The 11473-nt window shown below is 69.8% G+C and carries 11 protein-coding genes; 5 read left to right on the top strand and 6 right to left on the bottom strand.

Features of this window, described 5'->3' with window-relative positions; all coding sequences use genetic code 11:
- Nucleotides 1-39: 39 nt before the first annotated feature.
- The 4 genes from ACM2XV_RS08235 to ACM2XV_RS08220 all read right to left on the bottom strand — a co-directional run bounded on the left by ACM2XV_RS08235 (nucleotide 40) and on the right by ACM2XV_RS08220 (nucleotide 3993).
- On the bottom strand, nucleotides 40-1200 hold the full coding sequence (locus tag ACM2XV_RS08235) for an inorganic phosphate transporter (RefSeq protein ID WP_487026584.1): 1161 nt from the start codon (nucleotides 1198-1200) through the stop codon (nucleotides 40-42).
- A 78-nt stretch (nucleotides 1201-1278) separates the two neighbouring features.
- A complete protein-coding gene (locus ACM2XV_RS08230) occupies nucleotides 1279-1779 on the bottom strand; it encodes an HNH endonuclease (RefSeq protein WP_344773570.1) in 501 nt (166 codons plus the stop codon).
- Between the two features lie 408 nt (nucleotides 1780-2187).
- Nucleotides 2188-3072: a C40 family peptidase gene (locus ACM2XV_RS08225; RefSeq protein WP_344773573.1), complete on the bottom strand. Its 885-nt coding sequence runs from the start codon at nucleotides 3070-3072 to the stop codon at nucleotides 2188-2190.
- 231 nt (nucleotides 3073-3303) lie between these two features.
- Nucleotides 3304-3993, bottom strand: a complete 690-nt coding sequence (locus ACM2XV_RS08220; RefSeq protein WP_344773575.1) for an iron-dependent transcriptional repressor DtxR — start codon at nucleotides 3991-3993, stop codon at nucleotides 3304-3306.
- A gap of 117 nt (nucleotides 3994-4110) precedes the next feature.
- Here ACM2XV_RS08220 and serC point away from each other — a divergent pair, with 117 nt between their 5' ends.
- Both serC and ACM2XV_RS08210 read left to right on the top strand, forming a co-directional pair.
- Nucleotides 4111-5223, top strand: coding sequence for a phosphoserine transaminase (gene serC, locus ACM2XV_RS08215; protein WP_487026583.1), 1113 nt, complete (start codon nucleotides 4111-4113; stop codon nucleotides 5221-5223).
- Nucleotides 5224-5618: 395 nt separating this feature from the next.
- A complete protein-coding gene (locus tag ACM2XV_RS08210) occupies nucleotides 5619-6368 on the top strand; it encodes a hypothetical protein (protein ID WP_487026582.1) in 750 nt (249 codons plus the stop codon).
- Between the two features lie 186 nt (nucleotides 6369-6554).
- Here ACM2XV_RS08210 and ACM2XV_RS08205 read toward each other — a convergent pair whose 3' ends face one another.
- Nucleotides 6555-7211, bottom strand: a complete 657-nt coding sequence (locus tag ACM2XV_RS08205; RefSeq protein WP_487026581.1) for a DUF3027 domain-containing protein — start codon at nucleotides 7209-7211, stop codon at nucleotides 6555-6557.
- Nucleotides 7211-7591 (bottom strand): cold-shock protein, encoded by a 381-nt coding sequence (locus ACM2XV_RS08200; protein ID WP_344773583.1) that lies wholly within the window; start codon nucleotides 7589-7591, stop codon nucleotides 7211-7213. The genes ACM2XV_RS08205 and ACM2XV_RS08200 overlap by 1 nt, the downstream gene beginning before the upstream one ends.
- Nucleotides 7592-7667: 76 nt before the next feature.
- On the opposite strand from ACM2XV_RS08200, the gene ACM2XV_RS08195 reads away from it, so the two are divergent.
- From ACM2XV_RS08195 to ACM2XV_RS08185, 3 genes are all read left to right on the top strand, one after another.
- Nucleotides 7668-7934, top strand: coding sequence for a hypothetical protein (locus ACM2XV_RS08195; protein WP_344773585.1), 267 nt, complete (start codon nucleotides 7668-7670; stop codon nucleotides 7932-7934).
- Nucleotides 7935-7959: 25 nt separating this feature from the next.
- The gene (locus ACM2XV_RS08190) at nucleotides 7960-9768 is read left to right on the top strand and encodes a helicase-associated domain-containing protein (RefSeq protein ID WP_344773587.1); all 1809 of its coding nucleotides are present in this window, start codon (nucleotides 7960-7962) and stop codon (nucleotides 9766-9768) included.
- 57 nt (nucleotides 9769-9825) lie between these two features.
- A partial coding sequence (locus ACM2XV_RS08185; protein WP_344773589.1) for a DNA repair helicase XPB occupies nucleotides 9826-11473 on the top strand: 1648 nt, incomplete at its 3' end.

The following is an 11473-nucleotide window of genomic DNA, read 5'->3' as shown; positions in this document are numbered from 1 at the left end:
GGCTCACGACGAACTCGATGCCGAGCGCGCTCCATGCGATCATTTCGGCTCCCCAACTCTCACGGGCTCGCGCCTGCCGGCGAGCACGTCCTCATCGACGTTCACGGTCTCGTGGCTGACGGGGTGCCGCCGCGACAGCATCCAGAACGCCGCCATGCCGGCCACGGCGGCGACGACCACGATGACCGTCCCGATGGCGCCGGTCTTCACGATCAGCGTCGCAACGGCGGCGACCAGCGCGGCCGCGGGCACCGTGATCAGCCAGGCGAGCGCCATGCGCCCGAACGTTCCCCAGCGCACCGATGCCAGCGTCTTGCCGAGTCCCGAGCCGACGATCGCACCGGTCGTCACCTGGGTGGTCGACAGCGGGAAGCCGAGGTGGCTCGACACGAGGATCGTCGCGGCCGAGCTGGTCTCTGCGGCGAATCCCTGCGGAGGCGTGACCTCGGTGATCCGCTTCCCGACCGTGCGCATGATGCGCCAGCCGCCCGAGTACGTCCCGGCGGCGATCGCGAGGGCGCACGCCAGGATCACCCAGAACTGCGGCCCGGTCCCCGCCTTCTGCAGGCCGGCCGCGATGAACGTCAAGGTGATGACGCCCATCGTCTTCTGGGCGTCGTTGGTGCCGTGGGCGAGCGAGACGAGGGATGCCGACACCGTCTGCCCGTAGCGGAAGCCGCGCTCGGCGCCGCGGCTCGTCGCCCGGCGGGTGATCATGTACGCCGCATAGGTCGCCACGAGCGCCACGGTGCCGGCCACGAGCGGTGCGAACAGCGCCGGCAGCGCGATCTTCGACAGCACGTTGAACCAGTCGACGGCGCCCCACCCGCTGCCGATGATCGCCGCCCCGATCAGGCCGCCGAACAGCGCGTGCGTCGAACTCGACGGCAGGCCCAGGTACCAGGTGGCGAGGTTCCACATGATGGCGCCCACGAGTCCGGCGAAGATCATGACGGGCGTGATCTGGATGCCGCCCTGCCCTTCCTTGACGATGCCGTTCGAAACCGTGGCGGCGACCTCGGTCGACAGGAACGCGCCGACGAGATTCAGCACTGCGGAGATCAGCACGGCGACACGCGGCCTGAGCGCCCCCGTCGCAACGGAGGTCGCCATGGCGTTGGCCGTGTCGTGGAAGCCGTTCGTGAAGTCGAATACGAGCCCCAGAACGACGACCAGGATGACGATCGCGAGCGCGTCCATGGCGGGCACGGTAAGTGCCGCCCGTTAAATCGGGGTGAACGGAATCAGCTGGTGGACCCCGCCGAACCCGGTGCGGGCTCAGGCCGCCTGCGGCTGCAGGTAGTCCTCCCACTCAGGCAGCAGGTGCTCGGAGCCGCGCACCATCCACGCAGGCTCATGCGGCATCCGCGGCGTGAATCGCAGCTCCCAGCCCATGTCCGCGAGCAGGCGGTCGCCCTTCACGTTGTTGCACCGCAGGCAGCAGGCCACGAGGTTCTCCCATGAGTCCTGACCGCCTTTCGAGCGCGGCACGACATGGTCGATCGTCGAGGCGGGCTTCGCGCAGTACGCGCAGCGATGCCCGTCACGCCGCAGCACGCCCCGGCGCGAGACCGGCACCTGGCGGCCGTGCGGCAGGCGCACGTAGCGCGTCAGCACGATGACGCTCGGGCGGTCCCACTCCGCCGAGATGCCGAAGACCGGGTGGCCCGTGTCGATCTGCACGATGGTCGCCTTGTGGTTCATCACAAGGGCGAGGGCGCGCTTGAACGAGACGACGGCGAGCGGCTCGTAACCGGCATTCAGGACGAGAGTGCGCATGGGACTCCTTCGGAATACGCTCGTACGACCTGGCTGGTCACCTCGCGCATTAACGACGAAGGCGCCGCCACAAGGGCGACGCCGAAGAAGACTGCCTGCGGGCAGAAGTGGTGGACGTGGTGCAGATGGTGACGGTGGTGCGAGTGCCGCGTGGCCGCGCTCGGCCGCACCCGCGCGGTACGCGCGTTGCTCGGCCCAGTCGTGTTCACGGACGTCTCCCACCGGTGGAGCGCCGCCGGATGCGGCGCACCGACGCGGCCAGCGTAACCCGGAAGGTGCAGATCACGCATGCGGTCGCGGCGATCTCATGCCGTGTCGTCGCACGGATTTAACCTGGGATGCCCGCCCGAGCATGCGTGTGCCGATGCGGCCACGCCGCATCGGCACACGTCGAATCCCGGTCGAGCCTTAGCCGCCGTAGTGCTGGATGTGGTACGCCGAGGTCCAGATCGGCCGCTCGCCGACGGAGCCGCCGGGCTTGGGCGCGTCGAAGATCAGCACGTTCCCCGATGCATCGGTGCCGGCGTAGAAGCCGTCGTGCGAGCCGTCGTTGAGGGCGATCACATCGCCGGGCTGCGCATCGGCCAGCGACACGGTCTGGCCGATGTGGCCCTGTTGGCTCGACGAGTGGGGCAGCGAGACGCCGAACTGCGCGTACACGAACATCACGAAGCCCGAGCAGTCGAAGCCCGCCGGGGTCGAGCCGCCGTAGACGTAGGGGGTGCCTGCGTACTTCTTCGCCGTGGCGAGCACGTCAGCGAGGCTGTAGCTCGTGCCGGCAGGAACCTGGGTGAGGTACTGCGCAGCCGTCGGGCCCGAGTACGCAGCGGTGTACTTCGCTGCCGTGGCCGCGGCGGCCTTCGCCGCCGCCGCGTTCGCGGCAGCCTGCTTCGCGCTCTGGATGTCGGTGACGCTGGTCGCCTGGAAGTCCTCGTGCGCGGCGGCCGGAGCGGCGGCGGTGGTCGCCACGTCGGCCGACTGCGCGTTCGCCTTCTTCATCGTGTCGATGACGGCGGAACTGGAGTCGGCGTGCCCCTGCGAGCTCGGGTTGAACGCATAGGCGGGGATTGCGATGGTGCCGACGATGCCGGCGGCTGCGACCAGCACGAACAGGTTCGCGAAGCGCTTCAGCTTGCGCTTCGGCTTGGCGACGGAGGCGACGGATGCCGGAACGGCGGGTTCCTGCGCGCTCTGGCGGCGCTTCATCGCGCCCGCCTCGCTGCGCGCCTGGAAGGCTTCGCGCGCCTCGCGGCGCGTGATCGCGCCGTCCGTCTTCCCGTTGAGTTCTGCCAAGGTGTGTACCTCCGGCGCTCCCGCGCAGGCGCGAGTCCGTCCTAGTGGTCTTGGGCCCTGTGGGGTGGGCTTCGGCTTCGCGAGTCGAGCGACGGAATCAGGAGCGTCTCGACCCGGGTCTAGCGGCCGGGTATCAGCCTTTCGACTCGAACGAGAATAGGGGAAGGTAACGAAAAAGTCACACCGGATTCGCGCGTCAGTCGAATAGCCAGGAACTCCCCAGCCGGGCGCTCAGGAGGCGACGAAGATGTGGCTTGCGACCTCGTGGGGAAGCTCGAGCCCCTCCGCGTAGCCGGCGACCTCGACGAGCACGTAGCCCCCCGCGGGAGAGATCGTCACGGTGTTGCCCGGCACGACGCCGGCCTGGCGCAGCTGGGCGAGCAGCTCGGGGTCGAACTGCACGGGCTCGCCGAGCCGCCGAATGGTCGCCGTGACGGGCTCGCCCGAGGCGACCGCCTCGACCGTGCTCACGACGTCCTTGAGGAACACGGCCGACAGGGTGCGGCCCTCGTCGTCCATGGGAGGGATCGGGGTGCCGTAGGGCGACTCGGTGGGGTCGCCCAGCATGCGGCGGATCTTCTCTTCCACCTGCTCGCTCATCACGTGCTCCCAGCGGCAGGCCTCGTCGTGCACGAACTCCCAGTCGAGGCCGATGACGTCCGAGAGCAGCCGCTCGGCGAGACGGTGCTTGCGCATCACGTCGACCGCGCGCCTGCGGCCCTTCTCGGTGAGCTCGAGGTGACGGTCGCCCGACACGATCACGAGGCCGTCACGCTCCATGCGCGCCACGGTCTGCGACACCGTGGGCCCCGAGTGCCCCAGGCGCTCCGAGATGCGCGCACGCAGCGGCACGATCGCCTCCTCCTCGAGGTCGAGGATCGTGCGCAGGTACATCTCTGTCGTGTCGACCAGATCAGTCATCCCTGCTCCCTCATATACACCGGCATTGAAGAATCCCGGGCGGAATGCTCTTGACAGCGCGCCCCCTAACAGCCTACTTGGAAGGGACGCATCGCCCCGCCCCATAAGCTGGGTCGCATGCCGAGCATCACGCTGCCTGACGAACTGCTTCCCGCTGACGGCCGTTTCGGCTGCGGCCCCTCGAAGATCCGGCAGGAGGCGGTGAACGCGCTCGCGACGCGGGGCGCCGAGCTGCTCGGAACCTCGCACCGCCAGGCGCCGGTGAAGTCCCTCGTCGGCCGAGTCCGCGATGGTCTCGGCGAGCTGTTCCGCCTGCCAGAGGGCTACGAGATCATCCTCGGCAACGGCGGGTCCACCGCCTTCTGGGACGCCGCTGCCTTCGGCCTCATCGAGAAGCGCGCAGAGAACCTCACCTTCGGCGAGTTCGGGTCGAAGTTCGCGAAGGCCGCGAAGGCCCCCTGGCTCGAGGCTCCGGTCGTCGTCGACGCCCCGGCCGGCTCGAGCGCGAAGCCCGTGGTGACCGAGGGCGTCGACGTCTACGCATGGCCGCACAACGAGACCTCGACCGGCGTCGCGACGCAGATCGCGCGGGTCGCGGGCGACGACGGCGCCCTGACCGTCATCGACGCGACGAGCGCGGCGGGCGGCATCGACTTCGACGTGACGCAGACGGATGTCTACTACTTCGCCCCCCAGAAGAACCTCGCCTCCGACGGCGGGCTCTGGCTCGCCGCGGTGTCGCCGGCCGCCATCGAGCGCATCGAGCGGATCGCGGCGTCCGGCCGCTACATCCCCGAGTTCCTGAGCCTCAAGCAGGCCGTCGACAACTCGCGCCTCAACCAGACGCTGAACACGCCCGCCGTGGCCACGCTGATCCTGCTCGACGAGCAGCTGAGCTGGATCAACGGCAACGGCGGCCTGGCGTGGGCATCGGCGCGCACCAAGGAGTCGAGCGACCAGCTCTACCGCTGGGCAGAGGCCACGCCTTACACGACGCCGTTCGTCGCCGACCCCGCCGACCGCTCACAGGTCGTGGTGACCGTGGACTTCGACGGTATCGACGCGGCCGCGGTCGCGAAGACGCTGCGTGAGAACGGCATCGTCGACACCGAGCCGTACCGCAAGCTCGGCCGCAACCAGCTGCGCATCGCGACCTTCACCTCGATCGACCCCGCCGACGTGGCCCAGCTGATCCGTTCGATCGAGTACGTGGTCGAGCACCTCGGCTGACCCCCTCCCCTTCCCCCTTCCCCAATCCCCCGAAGTGTGAGTTCAGGCTCCCTCTTCGCGCTTTTGGGGACCCGAATCTCACCGAAGAGTGAGTTCGGGTCCCTGCCATTTCCGCCCCGTCTTCCCCAGCACAGAGCTCGAAAAGCTCGAACGATCCACGGATCCGCACGTGGCCCGGATCGCGAGGCGTCCCGATCGAGCATTGTGAGCGGATGCCTCAGCCACGCTCGCTTCCGCCGCATCTCGGTCCCATGTTCTCGACTCGCGCCGCGAGAGCCGCAGGTGTCTCACCCGGCCGGCTCAGGGGCCGCGACCTCAGCCAGCCTTTCCGCGGAGCGAACGCCGTAGGGCGCCCTCGCACGCTTCGTGAACGGGCCGAGGCATGCGCGGCGCGAATGACCGGCGCGTGGGCGTTCAGCGGTGTGACCGCGGCCGCGCTGCACGGGGTTCCGTTGCCCCCGGCGCTCGACTCCAAGTACCGTGCGCTCGATGTCGCGGTTCCAGACCCACGCTCCGCTCCGCGCGCGGACGGCATCATCGGCCACCGATACGACGCCGACTCGGTGAAGGTCGTGTTCCTTGCCGGGCTGCCTGTGATGTGGAGCCCCGACGCCTGGTGCCAACTGGCGGCCGTGATCTCTCGCGAGGACTTGGTCGCGGCTGGGGACTTCCTGCTTTCCGGTGACGCGTGGGAGGGCGCACGCCGGCGCCCGCGATGCACGATCGAGCAGCTGAGTGACGCCGTGCGACGGTATGCCGGCAAACGCGGCGCACGGAACCTGCGGTGGGCGCTCTCGCGGCTCAGGCCCGGCGTTGACTCGCGCCCCGAATCGCTTCTACGTCTCCTGCTCGTCGAAGCCGGAGTGCCGGAACCCGTCGTGCATCAGGCAATCGATGTCGCCGACGGGGCCATCACTCTGCACCCGGACCTCGTGCTCGCGGCGCTCGGGGTCGTTTTCGAGTACCAGGGTGACGGCCACCGGGGCCGGGACCGCTACTTGAGCGACATCGAGCGGAACGAGCTCCTCAGAGCGGCCGGGTGGGACGTCATCGAGGTGACCGCGAGAGACCTCTTTGAAGATCGTGAGGCGTTTCTTGCGCGCGTCTTCGCGATCCTGCGTCGTCACGGCTTCCGAGCAAACTAACCCAACCCGACCTCACCCGGAGCACCCGAAATCAACCGAAGTGTGAGTTCGGGTAGTTCCCGGCGAATTCAGGCGACCCAAACTCACACTTCGGGGCAAGACCATGCAAGACGAGGCGAGGCGACACGAGACGAGACGAGGACAGTGCCGGGCGTGGCCCGGCCCGGCTCGGCACGAGACGCCGATCTACTCCTCTTCGTCTGAGGCGAGGGCCGCGGCCTCCGCGCCCTGCAGCTCACTCGACTCGAAGTCGTCGACCTCGGCGTCGTCCTCTTCGTCGTCGAAGTCGTGCAGGTCGGCGACCTCGAGGTCGTCGGAGTCGTCGTCCTCATCGTCCGACTCATCGAGCTCGTCGTCGCTGTCGAGCTCGTCGCCGTCCTCGTCCTCATCCGACTCGTCGGCGTCGTCCGCGACGAACTCGTCCTCGGGCTCGGGCTCGCCCGCGGCCGCGGCGGCCTCGCGCTCGGCCTTCTTCTGCGCCTGATACTCGGCGAGCCGGTCGGCCCACGGCACCCAGTCGGGCGCGAGCATCGCGTCATCGCCGGGCATGAGCTCGGCCTCGAGCACGTTGACCGCGTCGGAGTCGGCCTCGCGCGAGAGCGACACCGTCCAGAACCACCCGGGGTAGCCGGGCAGCCTGTTCTCGAACAGCAGGGACAGCACGCGCTCGCCCTCGACGAGATGCCCGGCCGGCGCACCGATCGTGGCGGCCGGCGTGATCTCGGCCAGCGCCGCGCGCGCGACGTCGACGGCTTTCAGCAGCACGTCGTCGGCGACGGGCGCCGGGGATTCCGATGCGGATGCCTCAGCTGCGGCATCCGTCGCCTGCACCTCGTCGCTCATCACGCCTCGAGGTCGTCGGCGACCTTGCGCAGCGCCTGCGCAACCTTCGTTCCGTGCGACTTCGACGGGTAGCGGCCGTGGCGCAGATCGTTGCCGATGCCGTCGAGCACCTGGATCAGGCTCTCGACCACAGCCGCCATGTCGTCGGCTTTCGGCCGGCGCTGGCGCGAGAGGCTGACCGGCGCCTCGATCACGCGCACCGAGAGGGCCTGGGCACCGCGCTTGCCGTCGGCGATGCCGTATTCAAGGCGCGTTCCGCTGCGGACCTCGACGCCTGCGGGCAGCGCCGTGGCGTGCAGGAAGACCTCTTGGCCGTCATCGCCTGCGATGAAGCCGAAGCCCTTCTCCTCGTCGTAGAACTTCACCCGTCCGGTGGGCATCGATACCTCTTTCGTGTCACTGGACCTCGAAACGGGGCTGGCCGCCCCGAGACCGAAGTCAATTATCCTTTATCTCGTGCCCGACGAGACCCGTCCCCCCGTTAGTCGACTGCAGCGTTCGCTGGCCTTCTTCAGCCTGGCGCTGATCGGGCTCTCGGTCGTCGCGATCCTCGTCCTGATCATCGTGGGTGGCGCCGGCATGAAGATACCCAGCACTCAGCTGCAGTATTTCGTGCAGTTCTTCCCCCTGCTGGCGCTTCCCCTCGGGGCGCTCGGCATCATCGCGCTCTTCGTGGTCGGCGCCGTCGAACGCCGCAAGTACAACGGGCCCGGGTCGAAGTAGCCATGGCGACGGGGCGGGGCGAACGATGACGAGCACTCTCACGCTCGCCTCCCGGCTCGCTGACCTCGACGATGAGGCGCTGCGGGCGCTGATCTCGCTGCGACTGCCGCTGCGGCCGAAGATCGACGACTTCTTCGACCTGGCCGAGGCGCTGCTCGAGCATCCGTCTGTCCAGCACGCGCTCACCGGCCTCGACCGGCCCACGCTGGCGACGCTCGCGGCGATCACGACAGGCGAAGACATCGATGAGGCGGATGCCGCAACCGCTGAGCACCTCGCGGCACTCGCCGACCGCGCCCTGATCGAGCAGGGCGAGAGCGGGTGGGTCGCCTACGAGGCCGTGCGCGAACGCCTGGCCGCCTGGCCGCACGAGGGTCTGCCGGGGGCACGGCAGCTCCTGACCGAAGCACCGCCCGCCGCGCTCGCCCCCGCCACCTCCGACGACCGCGCGGCGACCGATCGGCTCGCCTCCGAGCGGGCCTTCCAGTCGGTCACCGCGTTCGCCGAGCTGTTCGGCGAGCTCGAGCGCGAGCCGGCGCGCGAGCTGCAGAAGGGCGGGCTCAGCCTGCCCGACGGCCGGCGGCTCGCGACCGCTATGGCGGTCGACGCCCCGGCCGTGCCGGTCGCCGTCTGGCTGTCAGAGCGCGCCGGGCTGGTCGCCCGCGACGGCTCGCTGTGGCTCACGACCGACGCCGCCGAGCAGTGGCTCTCAGGCACGACCGCGCAGCGCTGGCAGGCGCTCGCGACGACCTGGCTCGAGGCCGTGCCGCCGTCCATCCGCCAACTGCTGCGCGGCCGCACCCATCAGCGTTGGGGAAGCGCCCTGCACGAGACGCTCGCCTGGTTCTACCCGGCCTCCGGCGAGCCGCTGCTGCGCTCGGTCGAGCGCTTCGAGGCATCCGCCGAGCTCCTCGGGATCACGGCGGCGGAACTGCCGAGCACCGCGGGCGCGGCGCTGCTGGAAGCCGGCCCGGCAGAGGCGGCCGCCGCGATGTCCGCCCTGCTGCCCGCCGAGGTCGACAAGGTCTATCTGCAGCACGACCTCACGATCGTGAGCCCCGGGCCGCTCGTGCCCAGCCTCGATGCGCATCTGCGCCGCGTGGCCGACGTCGAGAGCCGGGCCCTCGCCTCGAGCTACCGCGTCACCGCGGCCAGCCTCGAGCGCGCGATCGGAGCCGGCGAGACGGCCGAGTCGATCCGCGCCTTCCTGAACAGCGTCTCGATCACGGGCATCCCGCAGCCCCTCGACTACCTCATCGACGAAGCCGTGAAGCGCTACGGTCTCGTGCGGGTGCGCGCCCACGACGGCGACGAGCGCGTGCGCACCTCTGTGCGCTCGGTGGATGCCGGGGTGATCGCGGCGATCGCTGTCGACCAGGCGTTCACCTCGCTCGGTTTCACCCGCGTCTCCGATCACGAGCTCGTCTCCCGCTTCCCCCGCGACGTCGTCTACTGGGCACTGGCGGATGCCCGCTACCCGGTGGCCGCCGAAGACCCGGCCGGCCGCATCGTCGGAGTCAGGAAACGGCACGCGCCCGCCACGGACGCCGTGCCGACGGTCGACCGCGCGTCGGCGCTGGTCGCCCACCTGCGCGAGGCGTCCGCGACCGAGGCCGCCCAGTCGCCGGAGGCGTGGCTCTCGCGACAGCTCGAGACGGCCGTCAAGGCGCGGGTGCCGCTCGTGGTGACCGTCGGCATGCCCGACGGCTCCGAGCTCGAGTTCCTACTCGAGCCCACCGGCGTCGGGGGCGGGCGGCTGCGCGGCCGCGACCGCAAGGCCGACATCGAGCGCACCCTGCCACTCAAGAGCATCAAGGGCGTCCGCGCACCGTAGCCCTGCGCCGATCCTCGCAGAGCTTCCCCGCACCACTCAGGGGTAGGCTCGCTCTTTATGGCTGACGGACCCCTCATCGTCCAGAGCGACCGCACCGTGCTGCTCGAAGTTGCGCACCCCCAGGCGGAGGACGCCCGCCACGATCTCGCCGTTTTCGCCGAGCTCGAACGGGCGCCTGAGCATGTGCACACGTACCGCATCACCCGCCTCGGGCTGTGGAACGCGCGGGCCGCGGGGCATCAGGCCGACGACATGCTGGCCACCCTCGATCGCTACTCGAAGTTCCCCGTGCCGCAGTCGGTCGCGGTCGACATGCGCGAGACGGTCGAGCGCTACGGCAAGCTCGTGATCGCGAGAGACGACGAGGGGGCTCTGGTCCTCAGGAGCAGCGACCACGCGGTGCTCACCGAGGTGGCATCCGCCAAGCGCATCGCCCCCTTGCTCACGCGCCGCATCGACGACGAGACCTACGCGGTCGACGCGTGGGCGCGCGGCGCCCTCAAGCAGGAGCTCGTCAAGCTCGGCTGGCCCGCAGAGGACCTCGCGGGCTACACGCCGGGCACCCCGCACCCCATCGATCTCGCCGAGGACGGCTGGCATCTGCGCGACTACCAGGCGAAGGCGGTCGACAACTTCTTCGAGGGCGGCTCGGGCGTCGTCGTGCTGCCCTGCGGCGCCGGCAAGACCCTGGTCGGCGCGGGAGCGATGGCGACCGCGAAGACCACGACCCTGATCCTCGTCACCAACACCGTGAGCGCCCGCCAATGGCGCGACGAGCTGCTGCGCCGCACCTCGCTCACCGAGGACGAGATCGGCGAGTACTCCGGCCAGACGAAAGAGGTCAAGCCGGTCACGATCGCGACGTACCAGATCCTCACCGCGAAGCGGAAGGGGCAGTACGCCCACCTCGCGCTGCTCGACGCGCTCGACTGGGGCCTCGTGGTCTACGACGAGGTGCACCTGCTGCCGGCACCGGTCTTCAAGCTGACGGCCGAGCTGCAGGCGCGCCGCCGCCTCGGCCTCACCGCGACGCTCGTGCGCGAGGACGGCCGCGAGGGCGATGTCTTCTCGCTGATCGGGCCGAAGCGCTTCGACGCGCCCTGGAAGGAGATCGAGGCCCAGGGCTTCATCTCACCGGCGGCCTGCTATGAGGTGCGCGTCGACCTGCCGCCCTCCGACCGCCTCGAGTACGCGGCCTCCGCCGACGACGAGCGCTACCGTCTCGCCGCGACAGCACCGGCCAAGCTCGACGTCGTGCGCTCGCTCGTGAAGAAGCACGAGGGCGAGCGCGTGCTGATCATCGGCCAGTACCTGGACCAGATCGAGATGCTGTCGGATGCCCTGGGGGCGCCGTCTCTCACGGGAGCCACCCCCGTCGACGAGCGCGAGCGGCTGTTCCAGGCCTTCCGTACCGGCGAGCTCAAGACGCTCGTGGTCTCGAAGGTCGCGAACTTCTCCGTCGATCTGCCCGAGGCGACGGTGGCGATCCAGGTCTCCGGCTCGTTCGGCTCGCGGCAGGAGGAGGCGCAGCGCCTCGGCCGGCTGCTGCGGCCGAAGGAATCCGGGCTCTCGGCGAACTTCTACACGCTCGTCGCCCGCGACACCGTCGACCAGGACTTCGCCCAGAACCGCCAGCGCTTCCTCGCCGAGCAGGGCTACTCGTACACGATCCTCGACGCGCGCTCTCTCGACGCGGTCGCGGCCT

The sequence above is a fragment of the Gryllotalpicola sp. CP2-P1 genome (assembly GCF_057512245.1).
This window is presented reverse-complemented; position numbering and strand designations above follow the sequence as displayed.

Excerpts from the sequence above, each read along its gene's own strand:
- ACM2XV_RS08190 (WP_344773587.1), top strand. The coding sequence starts at position 7,960 with ATGACGAGCACTCTCACGCTCGCCTCCCGGCTCGCTGACCTCGACGAT.
- ACM2XV_RS08230 (WP_344773570.1), bottom strand. The coding sequence starts at position 1,779 with ATGCGCACTCTCGTCCTGAATGCCGGTTACGAGCCGCTCGCCGTCGTC.
- ACM2XV_RS08200 (WP_344773583.1), bottom strand. The coding sequence starts at position 7,591 with ATGCCCACCGGACGGGTGAAGTTCTACGACGAGGAGAAGGGCTTCGGC.
- ACM2XV_RS08210 (WP_487026582.1), top strand. The coding sequence starts at position 5,619 with ATGACCGGCGCGTGGGCGTTCAGCGGTGTGACCGCGGCCGCGCTGCAC.
- ACM2XV_RS08205 (WP_487026581.1), bottom strand. The coding sequence starts at position 7,211 with ATGAGCGACGAGGTGCAGGCGACGGATGCCGCAGCTGAGGCATCCGCA.
- ACM2XV_RS08220 (WP_344773575.1), bottom strand. The coding sequence starts at position 3,993 with ATGACTGATCTGGTCGACACGACAGAGATGTACCTGCGCACGATCCTC.
- serC (WP_487026583.1), top strand. The coding sequence starts at position 4,111 with ATGCCGAGCATCACGCTGCCTGACGAACTGCTTCCCGCTGACGGCCGT.
- ACM2XV_RS08235 (WP_487026584.1), bottom strand. The coding sequence starts at position 1,200 with ATGGACGCGCTCGCGATCGTCATCCTGGTCGTCGTTCTGGGGCTCGTA.